The sequence below is a fragment of the Coleofasciculus sp. E2-BRE-01 genome, assembly GCF_040221695.1.
In the GTDB taxonomy this organism is placed as follows: domain Bacteria; phylum Cyanobacteriota; class Cyanobacteriia; order Cyanobacteriales; family Coleofasciculaceae; genus Coleofasciculus.
This window is the reverse complement of record NZ_JAVKEA010000069.1, coordinates 1-17,043: the sequence shown is the minus strand read 5'-3', so window position 1 is coordinate 17,043 and position 17,043 is coordinate 1. Positions and strand designations below refer to the sequence as shown.

General features: G+C 45.0%; 13 protein-coding genes and 2 pseudogenes. 4 read left to right on the top strand and 11 right to left on the bottom strand.

What is annotated here, in order from left to right; translation table 11 throughout:
- Positions 1-294 precede the first annotated feature (294 nt).
- The 6 genes and pseudogenes from RIG66_RS08680 to RIG66_RS08655 form a co-directional block, all read right to left on the bottom strand.
- On the bottom strand, positions 295-897 hold the full coding sequence (locus RIG66_RS08680; protein ID WP_446377110.1) for a HEPN domain-containing protein: 603 nt from the start codon (positions 895-897) through the stop codon (positions 295-297).
- 9 nt (positions 898-906) lie between these two features.
- Positions 907-1,941 (bottom strand): ParA family protein, encoded by a 1,035-nt coding sequence (locus RIG66_RS08675; RefSeq protein WP_446377108.1) that lies wholly within the window; start codon positions 1,939-1,941, stop codon positions 907-909.
- Between the two features lie 139 nt (positions 1,942-2,080).
- Positions 2,081-2,221: pseudogene (locus RIG66_RS08670) on the bottom strand (DUF6883 domain-containing protein); the annotation flags it as partial.
- On the bottom strand, positions 2,218-3,252 hold the full coding sequence (gene dusA / locus RIG66_RS08665) for a tRNA dihydrouridine(20/20a) synthase DusA (RefSeq protein ID WP_446377106.1): 1,035 nt from the start codon (positions 3,250-3,252) through the stop codon (positions 2,218-2,220). The pseudogene RIG66_RS08670 and the gene dusA, both read right to left, overlap by 4 nt.
- Before the next feature lie 115 nt (positions 3,253-3,367).
- Entirely contained in the window at positions 3,368-3,601 is a 234-nt protein-coding gene (locus tag RIG66_RS08660) for a hypothetical protein (protein WP_446377104.1), read from the bottom strand.
- 248 nt (positions 3,602-3,849) lie between these two features.
- A complete protein-coding gene (locus RIG66_RS08655; protein ID WP_446377102.1) occupies positions 3,850-4,926 on the bottom strand; it encodes an aromatic ring-hydroxylating dioxygenase subunit alpha in 1,077 nt (358 codons plus the stop codon).
- A gap of 153 nt (positions 4,927-5,079) precedes the next feature.
- On the opposite strand from RIG66_RS08655, the gene RIG66_RS08650 reads away from it, so the two are divergent.
- Both RIG66_RS08650 and RIG66_RS08645 read left to right on the top strand, forming a co-directional pair.
- Positions 5,080-6,225 carry an MFS transporter gene (locus tag RIG66_RS08650; RefSeq protein WP_446377100.1) on the top strand — a complete coding sequence of 382 codons (1,146 nt, stop codon included), beginning with the start codon at positions 5,080-5,082 and terminating at the stop codon, positions 6,223-6,225.
- A gap of 335 nt (positions 6,226-6,560) precedes the next feature.
- The gene (locus RIG66_RS08645) at positions 6,561-7,442 is read left to right on the top strand and encodes a hypothetical protein (protein WP_446377098.1); all 882 of its coding nucleotides are present in this window, start codon (positions 6,561-6,563) and stop codon (positions 7,440-7,442) included.
- A 66-nt stretch (positions 7,443-7,508) separates the two neighbouring features.
- On the opposite strand, the gene RIG66_RS08640 is transcribed toward RIG66_RS08645, so the two are convergent.
- Positions 7,509-8,870, bottom strand: a complete 1,362-nt coding sequence (locus tag RIG66_RS08640; RefSeq protein ID WP_446377181.1) for a UDP-N-acetylmuramoyl-tripeptide--D-alanyl-D-alanine ligase — start codon at positions 8,868-8,870, stop codon at positions 7,509-7,511.
- Between the two features lie 384 nt (positions 8,871-9,254).
- Between RIG66_RS08640 and RIG66_RS08635 the strand changes: the two genes are divergently transcribed.
- The gene (locus RIG66_RS08635) at positions 9,255-10,529 is read left to right on the top strand and encodes a hypothetical protein (protein WP_446377096.1); all 1,275 of its coding nucleotides are present in this window, start codon (positions 9,255-9,257) and stop codon (positions 10,527-10,529) included.
- A gap of 204 nt (positions 10,530-10,733) precedes the next feature.
- Here the strand turns inward: RIG66_RS08635 and pth are convergent, their stop codons facing one another.
- The 4 genes from pth to RIG66_RS08615 form a co-directional block, all read right to left on the bottom strand.
- Positions 10,734-11,339: an aminoacyl-tRNA hydrolase gene (gene pth, locus RIG66_RS08630; RefSeq protein WP_446377094.1), complete on the bottom strand. Its 606-nt coding sequence runs from the start codon at positions 11,337-11,339 to the stop codon at positions 10,734-10,736.
- Positions 11,340-11,552: 213 nt separating this feature from the next.
- Complete coding sequence (locus tag RIG66_RS08625; RefSeq protein WP_446376142.1) at positions 11,553-11,780, bottom strand: DUF2811 domain-containing protein; 228 nt, start codon at positions 11,778-11,780, stop codon at positions 11,553-11,555.
- Between the two features lie 665 nt (positions 11,781-12,445).
- Positions 12,446-14,137 (bottom strand): HD domain-containing phosphohydrolase, encoded by a 1,692-nt coding sequence (locus RIG66_RS08620; protein ID WP_446377092.1) that lies wholly within the window; start codon positions 14,135-14,137, stop codon positions 12,446-12,448.
- Between the two features lie 999 nt (positions 14,138-15,136).
- Positions 15,137-16,666: a DNA phosphorothioation-associated putative methyltransferase gene (locus tag RIG66_RS08615; protein ID WP_446377090.1), complete on the bottom strand. Its 1,530-nt coding sequence runs from the start codon at positions 16,664-16,666 to the stop codon at positions 15,137-15,139.
- Between the two features lie 97 nt (positions 16,667-16,763).
- Between RIG66_RS08615 and RIG66_RS08610 the strand changes: the two are divergent.
- Positions 16,764-16,883 (top strand): annotated as a pseudogene (locus RIG66_RS08610) (DUF3226 domain-containing protein); the annotation flags it as partial.
- Between the last annotated feature and the right edge of the window lie 160 nt (positions 16,884-17,043).

The following is a 17,043-nucleotide window of genomic DNA, read 5'->3' as shown; positions in this document are numbered from 1 at the left end:
TTCTTTGAGCATTTTGAATGGTTGTCATGCTATAGCCCAAGGCAGAAGGCAAAAGAGTCCTTACTGGTACCTTCTCGTTTCAGCCGTCAAGAATGTCCTCACCTTTATGGCGACAGGTATACCTTGGACTTGAATAAAATTTGGTGTAGCTTGATACCAAACAATTCGCGATCGCAGCCATTGCTCCTTGATTTGACCAAGATTCAGTGCAATGAGATTTTACAAAAACGCATTTTCCTGTGCAGAAAAGACCCATGCCTGTGCTACTCTAGCATAGGCTATAGCTATATAATATTACCATGTTATCGATAGGTTATAGGTTACTTCAATATGTCTCTTCATCCCTAAGTCTGTAACTGCCACCAAATGCTCAAAAAAAGCATCAACTTCATCTATAGCTTTAGCCGTTAGCCTAATTTTTCCCGTGGGTGATTGAGTCCAAGTAAACGCAGGAATACTAAAACCATGGGCAAAACTATGGCGTACCCGTAAAATTTCATTCAATCTCAATCGAACAGCAACTGAGTTCATCTGTCTTGCTGTCCAAACCCAATCATTAATAGGATCATAACCCGTATATCCAACTAATAGGTTTCTTGTATTATCCCAATTGGGTGTATTAAATCTTTCCAGTGCTTGCTCAGCTCTCCCTCTAGCTATTGTATGTATAGCGTAAAATTTAGAATTGAGAGGGTCTGAGGTGACATCAAAAAAGTTACGGACAAGGTCGTTTATATACGCATCCCACCCAGCAACAAATGCGGCTAAAGCAGAGTGATAATATACTTGAGTTTGCTCACGAGATATTGGTCGCAAGCGGATATCTGTGGCAGTTTTTCGTAATATTCGAGCTTTTGTCGATGCAATTTTATACTTGACGGCTGCTGGTGATGACACTGTAGATTCCTAAAGACAGTCTACAAATTCCTTAAGTTTCTCCTTGTATCTTTCCAATGGACCTGAATTTAACTGCACCCGTTCACCGACAATCTTTTTGGGACCTGGTTTAAGTTTGTGCAGGGGTGTACCACTATGAGCCGCGACTACACAAGCACTGTGATAATCTGGAATTTCAATGAAACTGTTACTCGGCGATTCTTTTGGATTTGTAAAAATATGACGATGTTCCCGGTGTATACTATCCATTGTTTGCTTAATCGTTTTGTTTACGGCTTCAAAAGCTTTACTGGCTTTTCCTTCATACCAAGTGACTCGGTTACTTACAAATGTATGTAACTTTGGGATTGATACATCTTCCTCCTTCGCACGTTTTGCAAAGCTGATTCTTGCATAGGGTGCTAGAGTTTTATCAGCTATACCATAGAGAAGTGCAATGACATTCTCAATAGCGCGACGTGAACTATCATCAGCCGTAAATGGTACAACTACTCCTTCTGCAGCAATCAGAGCCAGTTGTGTGTAAATTGCAAAACTGGGGTTACAATCAATGACGAAGAGAGTGTCTCTATCACCACTAGCTCTACGCAGAGCAAATGTTAGATCGAGTATCCAAGTTAATACCTGTTTCCAAGCATCAACGGGAATGGATAACTGAGAAGTTTGTCGAATGGCTTCAGAGATTATTTCCAAAAGATTGTCACCGCAAACCAACCTCAAATTTTCTGGAATGTCTGGGTTGAACTCTTTGGGTTCACACAGAAAAGGAGATACATCGGGAATCATTCTAAAGGGTGAATTCAGTCGTGCTTCCAGGTATCCAGCTACCGTCGCACGGGGAGTTTTATTAATTAAGAGATTTAATGCAGTTGAACCTTTGAGATATCCACCGAGTAAGGTTTCAGATACATTGGCTTGTGGACAAAGATCAATGACATAGACATCTGTCTCAGGATGGAGATAAGCGTATTCAGAAGCGGCGACAAAGCCAAGAAAACTTTTGCCAACGCCTCCTTTATTGTTCCAAAAAGCATAAGAACTCATTGTATTTACTCTCACTATAAAAACTTAATTTTGGAGAACTAACTGTAAATCATTATGGTTAAATGGTAAATACAGTTCAGATCCTTGATTTTGCTAAGCTTAAATGTTATGATATTTTTCCAAAGCGCATTTCCCTATTGTAGTTGTCTTTACTAAATCCTAAACGATTTTGAAACACGATCGCTTTGTATTTGCCTACGGGATTATCTGGATTCAAAGCGTACTCGGTTAGCTTACGCGGATCAATAGCCAGATGATTAACAATCTCTCTCAGCTTCATCTCACACTCAGGGACAAGTCAGGTACTTTCGCTAACGCTTCCCGCACTACCTCAGAACCTGCACCCAAAATACAAGACTTTTCGGTTAAATGTCGCTTCCAAGCACGACTTCCAGGTTGTCCAGAAAATAATTGCAGGATATGGCGGGTTATTTTATTCAGCTTCAATCCCTTTGCTACCCAATGATCAATATACTCTAACATTCCTTCCGCAACCTGCTGGCGAGTGGGGGGTATACCTTCCTCACCAAATATCTGACAATCAGCTTCAGCAAACAGATAAGGATTATCGTAAGCTGCACGTCCAATCATTACCGCATCGACAAATTTTAACTGTTCCTGTACCTGTTCTAAACTCGTAAATCCGCCGTTAATCTCAATGAATAACTGGGGAAATTCTTGTTTGAGGCGATGCACGTCACTATACCGTAAAGGGGGAACCATGCGATTTTCCTTGGGACTTAATCCCTGTAACCACGCCTTCCGCGCATGTACACTAAAGTGTTGACATCCGGCTTCGGAGACAATACGGACAAAGTTTGCCATATCCTCGTAGCGATCGCACTCATCTATCCCAATCCGATGCTTGACGGTAATCGGTATTGTAACCGCCTTTATCATCGCTTCAACTCCCCGCGCTACCCGTTCCGGTTGCGCCATCAGACAAGCACCGAAGTTCCCATTTTGCACGCGATCGCTCGGACATCCTACGTTAAGATTAATCTGGTCATACCCCATCCCTTCAGCGATTCGGGCGCATTCGGCGAGTTCTAGGGGATTATCTCCCCCCACTTGCAAAACTAAGGGTTTCTCTTCGGCAGAAAAACCCAACAGGCGATCGCGATCGCCATGTATAATTGCTGCACTGGTTACCATCTCGGTATAGAGGAGAGTGCGGCGAGTAATCTGCCGCATAAAATACCGAAAATGGCGATCCGTGCGATCCATCATCGGTGCAATACTTAACGGATAAGTTACCGGGATGGTGTGAGGTTGAGATTGGGGTAAAACGACGGTATTGGAACTGACCATTGGCGTGTAGAATTTGTCGGGATGCGATCGCACTTCCTATCAGATCCAGATTAACAACTCAAGGACTTCTAGAACATATAGCCGACAAGCCACTTGAGTGAACGACAACACCTGATCACGATCGATCTTCAATCCCAATCGTCAAATCTTCTAACGCTTGTTCAACTTCACCCAACTCTTTTTCTGTGGATGGATCAAGTTCCTCTGTCTCCTCTGAGTCAGTACCTGCTTCATAGCTTTCCATCACTTCATCAACAGCATCTTTGTTCAACGTGGGATCGTGGGTAACGCGGGTAGCATCCTGATTTTGGCGGATTGACTGTTCCTGTGTCATGGGTAATTGATTCATCTGTTCGCTTTTCCTTTATCAGGATGACTCCAATCCATGGCATAATCATCTATCTTCAGCTTGAGAGCGATCCTTCCTTCTAGCGCTGGACAACTGTGAACACAGCCATTCGGTGCGACAGATAGCCAGTCTGAGCTAACGCTATGTTAATGCAGCATGGCAGAAATAACTGACCCGCTAAAATCTCCCCTGTTTCCCCTGCTTCCATAGAGATGCTCAGAAACTTTTGCCTTCATGCACCATCCTCATCAGTAGTCTGGATCATCCCCAGGCTCAGCATTAGCCGCCTGGAGTAGTTGAAATTGCCGCCGGATCAACCGTTGCACGGCAATGATTGCGGGATTGACTTCCACATAGCGACGCTGGGGATTTGCCAGATAGGTTTGCTGCTCACTTTCCATCATTTCAATATCTTGATTGAGAAATCGCATAAATACAAACCGTTCCAGTATGGTAGACAAGAGGGGGTCAAATAGCTGGCGGAACCATTGGGGTAGGGGAACCTTGAAAAAGAATAGAGCAAAGGAGCGACTTTCCGTCAGTCCGATGGGGAGGCGCATCAGGTAGAGGTTAGAGACGCCTTCGAGGGAACTGTAGTAATGGGGATAGCGATACTGTACCGATATCGTGCGCCGAGTCACTTGATCCGCGCGATCGCTTAATCCTAACCATTGAGCCATACGCCCTTTATAGGAGACATCGTACTCCGCACAGACGGTATTTTCCGTTTCCTGCAAACGTTTGAGAACTGGATCAAACCATCCTTGCAGGTTTTGGTGCAAAAATCCATGAAAAACATCCATGGTATTTTCATTGCAGATAGAAAAATGAGACTTCATCCTGGCACTCACGGGAACCATAAACCAGTCTGGATTGTCAAATTCTGGCATATCTGGCGGTTGACAGGTTTTGGCTAAGGTAGGATCTCCAGGAAAGATCCAAATCAGCTTGTATTTTTCCTGAATCGGGTAAGTACGGACTTGAGCGCAGGGTAGTTTTTGTTCCGGCGGAAAGTAGGGAATGCCTACACACTTTCCTGCACCATCAAACTGCCAGCCATGATAAGGACAGGCTAAATACTCATCTTGGACAATGCCTTTATGCAGTTCTACACCTTTGTGAGGACAAGCATTTTCTAACCCATGGAGTTGACCGGTGGGAGTCCGGTAAACAGCGATGGATTGTTGCCAAATCTTGACAGGTAAGATTTCACCCGGTTGGATTTGATTTGCCCAAGCCACAGGATACCAGTAGTTAGGGTTAATCCCTACTTCTCTAATCGCGTTTTGAACGTTTTGGCTAGTTAGCGTTGTCGCCAGTTCCATTCGGAGCCTCTGTTGTCGATTTATTTGACAATATGTAGCCTGGAATTTCTTATGCGTCAATTGATCGTCATTGGTCATTGGTCATTCGTCCTTCGTCTACCCTGCCTTGGAACCCTCTGCTATAGTTGTCAAAATCTTTAGGTATTTTAAGTTATGTTACGTGATCCTCGGCTGTTAGTGCTGCTAGTCGCTGGCTCTCTCACCACCATGGCGGGGGGAGTGGTGGCGCCAATTTTGCCAGAGATGATCCAGCAACTTAACCTTGATCCGGCATTAGCAGGGAATTTGGTCAGCCTGCATTGTTTAACCATTGCCCTATTTAGTCCGCCATTAGGAATCGTGGCAGATCGGATCGGTCACTTGCGGGTGCTGATTCCGTCATTAATTCTCTACGCCTTATTTGGCACAGCCGGTGCGTTCATGCACTCACTAATGCCGTTGTTAGTCGTGCGGGGACTCTTGGGTGCTGCGAGTGGTGGAATTGCGGCGGCGAGTTTGGGCATCTTGGGGAATATGTATGAAGGCGAAGCGCGATCGCAGGCGTTGGGATACGCCACCAGTACCCTAACTATTATGGGCATTGCTTTTCCTTTACTTGGGGGTTGGGTGGGTTCATTTCACTGGCAATGGGCATTTGGTCTGTATGGGATAGGACTACCTATGGCAATCTTAGCCGCACGGTTCTTACCGGAAAAATCCTCCCCAAAAACCAAGGCAGACGCTAAAGATGCTGGAAGTAAACTGCGCCAGGTTTTAGGACGCCCCTACACCCTACGCCTCTTATGCACACTCAGTTTGGTATCCATTGCGATGTATGCGGTGGTCATTTATGCTCCGCAATATCTAAAACAAACCATTGACGCCACAAGCGTGGTTAATGGAATTGTTTTAGCATCACGGGCAATAGGCGCAGCCATTATATCAGCATTTGGCGCGAAAAAGCTTGCCCAGCGCTTGGGACGACCTACGACTGTTGCGATCGGGTTAGGTCTGATGGCGTTAACTTTAAGTACGATTCCCATCCTGCACCAACTGGGTTGGATTTTGGTGACGGCTGTATTCTTTGGTATGGGATTTGGTTTGGTACTCCCCACCCTTTACGGCACTCTGGCGAATCTAGCCCCCCCAGACCTGAAATCCAGTGTACTAGCGGCTGGGACAGGCGCGGGGTTTTTGGGACAGTTTATATCTCCTATCCTGTTAGGACCCGTGTTAGCGTCCTGCGGTTTAGAGTGGGTGTTCTATGCGGCGGCAATTGTGGCACTATTGGCAGGATTGTTGCTATTTGCTCATAAATAATAAGTTAGGTCAACTTGCTGCTTTACTTCCCCTTTAAACTATCTACCAATTCTTAAAGATTTGAGTAATCTAGACGTGAACATCTATCTTCCTGGTTAAAAATTGGATACGATTACATAAACACAGGAATCATAAACATTTCAGGGACAAAAATCATCTGAGTTTAATCTCGCTAGAGTTAATTATTCCTTGGATTTTGTCCACCTACTTATCTGCCTTATCTTTATCCAATTCAGACCAGGACTTGCCCTTAGAGGTGTATCGTGCATCAATCCACAATTTATTTTTCAGACACCTAAACTGTTCCTTTCAATGGATTGAAAGATATACCTAAAATGATGTTCATTGATGTTGTTTATAATCCTACCGCAGGTATTGAGTTTAACTCCTTTCAAAAGGGTAATAATTACTTAAACCGTATTTGTCGTTTTATTCTTGCCAAGAAAATCGGCAAGATGAAGACAAGTGAGATTCAGGCTCAATCTCAAACTTCAATTTTCCAGGATATTGATTTGACCGAGACTATTCACTCACTGAAACACAACGGAATTTATCAAAACCTTAACCTCCCTGCACCGATTATCCAAGAAATCCGAGACTTGGCACTGACAAATACTTGCCATGACCCCAATAATCCCCAATGCAGTTTTCATGTCTCCGAAAAAGAAGAAGTGATGAGGCAGACTGGAAAACCATTAGTTAGGGGAATTTACAACAAGACTATAGTGTCATGTCCAGCAATCAAGAAATTAGAAACTGATTCAACATTATTAGCAATTGCTGCTACATACCTCAACGCCGAACCAATTCACCAAGATACTCAGCTTTGGTGGAGTTTTGCCGTAGAGTCAACTCTGTATGAACGACGCCAAGAGGCTCAGAGGTTTTATCGAGCCACGAATAACCCGCGTAGTTTGACCTTTTACTTTTATCTAACCGATGTGGATTTGTGCAGCAATCCTCACGTTTGTGTACTGGAGAGTCACCGGAAGAAAAAACTTGCTTCTCGGTTTTTGCGTAAAGACCATTCACTCCGAGAAATTAGTCAGTATTATGGTTATCCTAATATAACCTCTATTTGCGGTAAAGCAGGTTTTGGATTTGTAGAAGATGCCCGTTGCTTTCGTAAAAAAAGTTCTCCCAGCAGTAGCGATCGCTTAACCTTGGAACTCAAATTTACCGCTAAACCGCGACCTAAACGCAAAACATTACCTTAACAGAACATTAAAACTATTGCCTATTGCCTATTGCCTCTCCCCACCACCAAACTTATTCAGCAAGCTCTACTTAGACATGGACTCTCGAAACTGATGCAAAACTCGATCCAAACCCACAGAACGTGAGGCTTTGAACAGTAAGCGATCGCCAGGTTGCACAAATTCGGTTAAATGCTGTACCAAAGCGTCGTCCTCGGCAAAACCTTCGCTAGGTAATGCCGAAATTCCCCTAGTAATCGCTTCGGCTTCCCTATCTTTAAGGGTAATGAATACCGCATCTAATTGAAGTTGCTGGGCTTTCTGTCCAACTTGCTGGTGCAGTTGTTCCGAATGATTGCCTAATTCCTTCATTGAACCCAAAATAGCAATGTGTCGCTTACCCGGCGTCTGGGCGAGGAGGTGTAACGCCGCGATCATGGCTTCAAATCCAGCATTATAGGTTTCATCGAGAATCACGATATCATTAGGCAACTCATAACGTTGCGATCGCCCCCCAGACATCTGAACCGATAATCCTTGAGTCAAGGGTGTCCAATCAATCTGGAGATGTTTCGCCACGGCTAGGGCGGCTAAATAGTTGAGGGCATTATGTTCCCCCGGTAAGGGTAATGGAAACGTCATACTGTTTACCGCTAGCCTAAACAGGTCAATGAGTGTCCCCTGGACATCACCACCGTTTAAGCCAAACGTCAACGTTTCTCCTTGCCAAACCGTAGCCGCCGTATCCCTTAACCGTTGGTTATCATGATTGAGAATCGCCACGCTTGTATCCGGCATCTGCGCCAATAACTCACATTTTGCCTTTGCGATCGCATCCTCCGATCCTAAAAGTCCTATATGCGCCGTCCCCACATTCGTAATCACGCCAATCGTCGGGCGGGCAATTTGGGTCAATAGGGCAATTTGCCCAGAACCCCGCATCGCCATTTCAATCACGGCATAATCATGGTCTGAGTCTAATTCCAGCAATGTTTTTGGCACACCAATCTCATTGTTGTAATTTGCCTGGGTTTTCAGGACATTGCCTTGAGTAGACAAAACCGCCGCGATTAATTCCTTCGTCGTCGTTTTTCCAGCAGAACCCGTAACCGCAATCACCGGAATATCAAACTGATCGCGCCACCATCGAGCAAGTTGCTGATATGCCTGTAGAGTATCATCGACTTGAAGCTGGGGTATGTCCTGAAGATGATACCCTTGGTCACGGTTGGTGATCACCGCGATCGCCCCTTTCTTAATCGCTACATCAGCGTAGTCATGTCCATCAAAGGTTTCTCCCCGCAGCGCTAAAAATATTTGACCAGGTTCTAGGTTACGGGTATCAGTAGTAATACCATAGACCCCATTAACCGTCATCGGCACGGGCAGATTAACCGGGGTAGCAGCGAGGACTTCGATGAATTGGGTTAACGAAAGCTGACAAGGCATAGTTTCAGGGTGGTGAATACGTTTTAGCCAGTAGTGGTCGTGGGAGTAGGAGATCCACACTCATCCCCTAAACCATTTCCGACTGTTGCAACAAGTCGGGGATCTAAATCGCGTTTTATTCTATATTCACCGAATCTTCACACTTTTGCGGCATAATTTTACAGTATGATCCATACTTAGTTTAGTATGCTTGTATATAGAGATAATATAGTTTATTAGATTTAAGCAACTCTTGACCAAGCTCGTTTAGGCGGGGTAATTAATAAAATGCATCAGGGTTTTCGGTTGTTGAGATACAGGGCAAGTCAAATTTGAGCTTAGATCTGCCAAATTCCATTCAAATCAACCAGCCCACGGCGTTTGCGCGTAGGGGGGTAAACTGAAGTGAATACTAATACTTGGACAGACTCTGACATCAGACAAACTAGCTCACAAGAGCAGCAACTGTACGACCATCTCCTGTATTGCGTACAGGTAGAATCTCCGACGCAGACCCTTGAACGCTTCAAACAGCTATTCATGGACGGCTCTCGATATCCAGAGCCGGAAATCTGGATGGTCTTAGAAAAGCTGGCAATGGATAAGCAGGCGGAGCAAGAGTTCAAGTTCATCCTGAATCGCTGCTGTCACATTCTGATTAACAGCTGGCAAATACAACCGCAACACCAAAGCGCCATCCCTGAATTGGTCGCATTACTGGATAATATTCCACCCACAACCGGGGTTTACTCACGCGGTTCTAGGCGTCTGCGACATCTGCTACAGCTTTTTAAAGAAACCGACCAATATCTTACCCTACATCGCTTATCTCAGGTGGTCGGTGAAACATCCACCAGTTCTACAGAAGTCGGACCTCTCATTCAGCGATACCCCTATCTGTACGAACACTGTTTGCTGAGTGAAGATAGCAGTTATGAACATCAACAAACCGTGCGGCAAATTCAATCCCGGCTTCAGCAGCGCTTCGAGCTAGATTTGTCAAAGTACGTGACTTATCAGGTGCGATGCGCCCAAATGAAACGTCAGGACTCGAAAGACGCTTCGACTAAAATTATCCAACCTGTCAAAAATCCCACCCTTCTAACGGATCATGAGTTGGGAACTGCCCTAAAACAGTTTGTCGGCAAAGTCCAAGGCTCTCATACGTGCCGGGATCTGGCTCAAAGTTTCCTCACCCATAGCAGCCAGACTCCTTGCTACAAAGACTTTAAGGACGATTTATATGAGTATCTGACAGCTTCCATTAATCCAGCCTACGGAAAACGGCAGTTTAATAGCCGATTGCATGAGCATCTGAAAAATACCTTACCTCAAAGTGATAATCAGAAGCCCAGCGAATTTCTGATTTTGCGAACCTGTAGCCAGTTATTAAATTTTCTGGTTGTTGAGAGTTCTCAGCGCCCTAAACATTTTGTTTTTGTCGATCTAATCACGAATTTGGGGGCAACGGTTACTACGGTGTTGCTACTCAAGATTGTGCTGCTGTGTCGTAAAGTTAAGCCCTATTTGGAAAAGCGATTCTCTATTTTGTTTAACCATTACGAGTCTTCCACGAGAGACGGTGTACCTTGGTTAATTAAGTCTCTGGAAAATTTAAATGTTGCGTTTAGCATTCATTTTGGTAGAGCTGACCTTTCCTGTCTGAGTCAAATTATGTAAATTAGTCATTGGTCATTGGTCATTGGTCATTGGTCATTGGTCATTGGTCATTGGTCATTGGTCATTGGTCATTGGTCATTGGTCATTGGTCATTGGTCATTCGTTAATTCAAAACCAGGTTCCCTTGAGCAAAGTCAAGTCGGGCGAGTTTAGTCACATCTGGGTGCAAAGGAAACGATAGTAGTGAAACTCGCCCCTACACACTCAACACTCAATTATCCGGCTGTTGTAGAGGCTCATTGCCTTTTCAACTCCTTCCTTTAGCGAGAGTTCTATGGCGCCAATGGCGAGTTGGAGAACTTCGGTGATGATCTTAGATTCGTCAGGAGAGAATTTGCCCAAAACGTGACCGACGGTGTTCTTTTCTGGGTCAGACTTGCCAATTCCAATGCGTAGGCGGGGGAAACTTTGGGTTCCTAGATGCGCGATCGCGGATTTCATGCCGTTGTGTCCTCCCGCAGAACCTGACAGGCGTATACGTAGCCGCCCCACGGGTAAATCAAGCTCATCATAGACGATCAAAACGGATTCTGGGGGAATCTTATACCAATCTATCGCGGCACGAATCGCTTGCCCAGAACGATTCATGTAGGTCAGGGGTTTGAGTAAACGTAGTTTGTCACCCGTTAAGCTACGTCCTTCTGCCAACAACGCTTGGAAGCGACGATTTTCGCTCCAAGAGATTTGCACCCGACGGGCTAGCTCATCGACGACTTCAAAACCAATGTTATGACGGGTTTTGTCATATTTGGGTTCGGGATTACCCAAACCTACAATTAGTTGAGGAATCACTAAACTGTCATTCGTCATTTGTCATTTGTCATTTGTCATTTGTCATTCGTCATTTGTCATTCGTCATTTGTCATTTGTTAGGGAACAGGGAACAGGGAACAGGGAACAGGGAACAGGGAACAGCTTATGATCTTATGTCATTGGTGAGTAGAGAAATTCTCCCTTGTCCTCCCCAGCTTCCCCATCTCCCCCAGCTCCCCTGCTCCCCTGCTCTCCATCTCACTACTTCACTCAGGCAGGAGGAGACTGAAATAGGGATTCTAGGTAGACACGAGCGCAAGCCCGATAGGTCTGGGAGGCTTCGGGTGTCTTACCACTCCCATTTTGGAGCAAAAACAGCGATAGCGCTGCGGCAAAAACCCGGTCTTGATCCCAAGTGGGATGGGTTTCTAAGTAGCGTTTGAGGGACTCGTGTAGGTCTTCAGGGATTTCTGCCAAAATGCTGACGGTTGCGTTCATAGTTACCTCTCTATCGAATAGCGTGTTGGGACAAAAGCCACCTTGCTCGCTCTCTACATGTCTGTGGAAATCGGCTAATGTAGCTAAAACCTAGCGGCAAATAGACTTAGACACAGCACCCACTGCTCTTATTGCTTTTGCTTGTCTCAAGTTTTTTTTATGGGTAGGTCGCACTATTCTCAACTGAGATGGGGTGGGGTTGTCAATGATACGAAATATTACAAGGTCACTCAAATTGCCAAAATGCTAACGATAGAATCAGCCTTTGAACCCAATTTTCGTTACATAAGTTTACACAAATTCAGTCTAGTATCGCCTCCATATCCTTGATGGGGAAAATCCCCAACATGAGGGGATAGGCTCGATCCCGCCGTTCATCCCTGTGGAAAACCTGATGTAATTTGTGGAAAACTTGGAAATTTCATGTGGAAACACTGGGGAATCTAGTGGGGAAAACTAGGTGAAAAGATAAGAATTGCAAATTGTTTGATCGAGGACGGATCAATACACGGATCAATACTACTCGGATCAGCTTTAGGGCGTCGATCCAGTCCCTACAGGTAACACTCAAAAGAAGTAGAGACGTGACTGGTCACGTCTCTACTGGCGGATCTTGTTCCCCGTGCTTCTCCTGCTTCCCCCCACCTCTCTGGAATTTCCAAGGATCAAGCCACAGAGTCAATGTTGAGGGAATGACCCAAAACCCGAAAAACCTGGCGTTGCTCAAATAACTCCACTAAGTCGCCGTTAATTTTATTTTTGGTGGCTTCTTGGCGAAGGATTTTCAGTGCTGTTTCCAGAGGTAGTCGCCGCTTGTAGGGGCGATCGCTGGCGGTGAGAGCGTCATAGATGTCGGCAACGGTGAGCATTTGGGTTTGGATGGGAATTTCATCTTGCTTTAAGCCCCTGGGGTAGCCACTGCCATCTAGTTTCTCGTGATGTCCAAACGCAATTATCGGAACATTTTTGAGGTGCTTTGTCCAGGGAATACGTTGGAGAAAATGGTAAGTGTGAGTAACATGCGACTCAATGCCCAGACGCTCTTCGGGGGTTAAGTTCCCTTTTGGCACAAGCAATTGAACCATCTCAGCCTTGGTAATCAGGGGTTTGATTTGACCATCCACATCTCGATAGGTGTATTGGGACAGGGCGGTCAGTTGAGTTAATGTTTCCTCTGTAAATGCCTGAAAATCGCGAGTGAGCAGTACTTCTGGCTGATTGAGTTGTTGCACAAATTCCCGATAATGCTTGATTGTTTCAATGGCTTGAGCCAGTTGGGTATCAAGCTGTTCCAGTTTTTGGCAGTGAGGACAGCTCGAAGTGGAGGTGTTATTGTCATGGCGATGGTCAGGATGTTCGAGTAAATACTTGAACTTGTTTTGAGCACATTCCATTTCTAGAGTGCGTTGCGCTAGGGCAAAGCGATGGAGAATCACCTCTAGCTGTGAGGGATAGAGTTTCTTGCGCTTGCCCAAAATGGCTTCTGGGACACCCACTTTGCCAAAGTCATGTAATAATGCCGCATAGCGAAGTTCTCGGATTTGGCGATCGTTCAAATACACGGAACTCAGAGAACCCTTGGTGATTGCCGATGTTTCTTCACAGAGTCGCACGGTGAGTTCTGCCACCCGTTCCGAGTGACCAGAGGTTGTCGGGTCGCGTGTCTCAATAATTTGCACAGAGGCTCTGACAAAGCCCTCAAACAGATTTTCGATGCTTTCTTGGAGATGATGGCGTTCAATGGAAATCGCTGCCTGAGACGCCAGCGATCGCACAATCCGCTCTTCCCATTCTGAATAGGGCTGAGTCACGTCCACAGCGTTTTGGGGTGTGAGCATGACATCAGGGCGGCGCTTGCGATTAATCAGTTGTAATACGCCAATAATTTCCCCGTCAGGTTTTTGCATCGGCAAAACTAATACCGAACAAGTCCGATAGGGCATGTTCGTGTCAAAACTGCGGTCAAGGGCATAAGGCACATTGGCGGGCAATTGATACGCATCTGCCAACTTTAAACTTTCACCCGTTAGCGCGACGTACCCCGCTAAACTTTTACGGTTGAGAGGCATTACGAACTCGTTGAATGGCTTGTTGGGCAACGAGTCATTCTGTGCCACCTTAAATAACAATTTCGGCTCTGCCTGAGTGTGATCGATCAGATACAGACTACCTGCATCACTAAACGTAATTTCCCTGCTTTTGGATAAAATTAGTCGGAGTAATTCCTCCAAATCATTACTACTTGAAAGGGCTGTACCAATTGCCAGTAACTGCTCTATCAGTTCTACCCTTTCAGAGGATTCTTGTAAAAACTCTTGATTCTCAAGGTTTGAGATATGGATTGGCGCTACTTTCATAAGTTTTTCCACAGATATAAAGGATCACATTTTAATGGCTTTTCGTGACTTCAATTCCTTGACCCGCAAAGCATTGGGTTACTCCTTTGATAGGGATAGATTCTTCTCTATTCAAATATTAAATTGAATGAAAGTATCAAAGATCTAGTATACCCACTAAATTTACCAAAGGAATCCGCCAAATATTGTATTTTTTTGATAAAGCGCCGCTTTGTTTTTCTCTGAATAAAGAAAAATTTACCTTGTTTCTGTATAGTGTCATTGGAGAATGGCATTATTTTTTAGGTGTATTTTAAACTAATTGATAAAAGATTTTGCCAAATTAAGTTTGATTCTATTTTTTTAATTTTTTAGGCGACGATTAAACCTCAAATAATTAACCAGACAATAAACATAATGGATGAATATTCTTATCTATTAAATGCTTATGTCGCTAACCTCCATAGCTAGGCTATGGGCGGGGTAGTTGATGGCTCCGCATACTCAGTCATCGGCATCAATAAAATGCCGCTTAATCCCCTTATTCAAGGGTTCTGGCAAAAACTCCGGACATTTAGGCAAAATTGTTAACCACCCTTGATATTAAGTCCGGTTGAATACTTACACTTTGGTGGAAACAAGGCAGAGGGCAGAAGGAAATAATTACTGTTTAGGCGGACATGATATGGACAATCAACCCAAAAGAAAATCCCCGGGTCAGTGGTTAAACTGCCAGGGGTATCAAACTCCCAATGTATTTTTCGGTCTCAATCTAGAGCCTACTGGTTTCACCGACTAAATGAGATCCGTAAATTCTGGGATCTTTGTCCAAGTCCAGTTTGATAATTCCTTAATTTCCCGGATTCTGTTGGTTTCCCAAAATCGTTATCGTATAAAGGCAACGAAAAAATGCAAGCTCTCAGTTGTAGATGGCAATCCCTGGTGGTATTCTCCGACTGCCAGGGGTTTTCTTTATAGCTTCCCCAGCTCCCCCAGCTCCCCCTGCTTTCCCTGCTTCTCTTAAACCTGGCGTTTCGTCCGTTGACGGTGTGCCGCTTGGCGTAGTTTAAGGCGGTAAGGATCAGCATCTTTGCGCCAGATGACGCGATGTCCTTGGAGTTGAGCGCAATGGTCAATTAAACATTGTTGCCAGCCTTTGCGCGTACCAATCGTTTGGGTATTATCCAGCAGTCCCCAATCTTCTTCCTGACGAGTGAGTTTGGCAAATTTTTCGTACAGGGGATAATCTGGAGTGACGAAGGTTTCTTTACGGTGTAAGACAGGGGGATTTCTGGAGGCATCGTAATGGCGATAGGCAACCTGTAAATCCTGCAAGTCAATGTTCATGCTTGTGTGTAGTTCTGGATGGGGTTCAGTGTCGAAATTGGGATAGAACAGGTAGGATATTTTAGGTTGATTAATATGAAACTTGACTAATGTTGCCCCCTCTAGGCGACCAACAGTCCGGCTGGCGCACCCTTCGTAGAGTCGGAGTGGCGCTTCGAGGGCTTCGAGTGCCGAAACGTGGACGTAGAGGGCGCTGGGAAGAAGTTTACCCACTGGAGAGCGCTTGCAGCAATTGGCAATTAAGCCGGGATTGCCCACACTCAAAAGGATTAAATCAGCCGCAGCACAGGCTTGTTGATAGTTGCCAAAGAAGGCTCTAATATCATTTTGGACTAAGGGATCTAATTGACCAAACTTGGGGCGACCATTGAATTTAGCCAAGGCGAGATAGACGAGGAAATCATGGCGACGTTTATCTGCGATCGCATCCCATTCGTTTTGCTCAGTCACTTGTAAAATAACCTTAAAGGCACGGCGTAGGGTGCCGAATTCTTCCAGGATTTCTTCGGTATTGGCGAGTTCTAGGGGACTGGGAAGGCGTCCCCGTTCGGTGACAAATGCCATCAGAGGGGCAAGCATATCTTTATAGTCCTCGAACCGCTTCACGCTAACGCGGATTCTGGGGGTAATGGTACGAGAACGGAAGCGGGATGCCCGGAAGCTTTCGGCTTGAGTGGAATCTCGGAAGATAAAATAGATGCCCAAGTCAACGGGAATGGCATCAACCCCTAATACTTGGTCAATGTAGGCTTTGAGTTCTTCTTGTTCGTAGTATTTCTGAAACGTATTCCGGCGGGTGACAATACCATCACCATAAGCAATTTGCCCAGAACTACGGTCATCAATTAAAACTTGGGCAGAGACAATCAGCACCTTTTGGGTGAGTTTCCAGGCTTTTAGTAAGGCTTGGCGACGTTCTCCTGGCTTTTCAATCACGTTGATTACGTAGCCTAGGTTAACGATATCAGAGGGGACGAGGGAATTGCCGCCATGGTAGTAGGGATCCCAACCAGCACAGGTATAATCTTGCCGACGCAGACGGTTAATGTCACTACCACGACCACAGCCGTAGTCAAAAAAGGAAGTATCTTTAGTCAGAATTGCACTTTCTAGGGCTAGTCGCACAGGCTTGGACAAGTTAGTGCGGACTATTGCAGCCCTGTGACGCTCGATTTCAGTACCGTCTGGGATAGGAGCAACCATAGCTGATTCAGCGAGCTTTTTGACTAATATACTAGGAAATTTAAGTGAGCGCTACTCTTGATGATCACAAAAGAGAGACGCAGGGTTAGCTTGGCAAGAAACGCCAGCAATGCCCATGGAACAAGCCATTACCGCCCAGGTACTGAGTTATAATGCTGAAATCGCCAACAAAGTCGTTGAATGGTTAAAACGTCTGTTTGAGTTAGCGGACGTTTAAAATAAATGTGACGAATCAAACGTTAATGACAAATGACAAATGACAAATGACAAATGACAAATGACAAATGACAAATGACAAATGACAAATGACAAATGACAAATGACAAATGACAAATGACAAATGACAAATGACAAATGACAAATGACAAATGACAAAT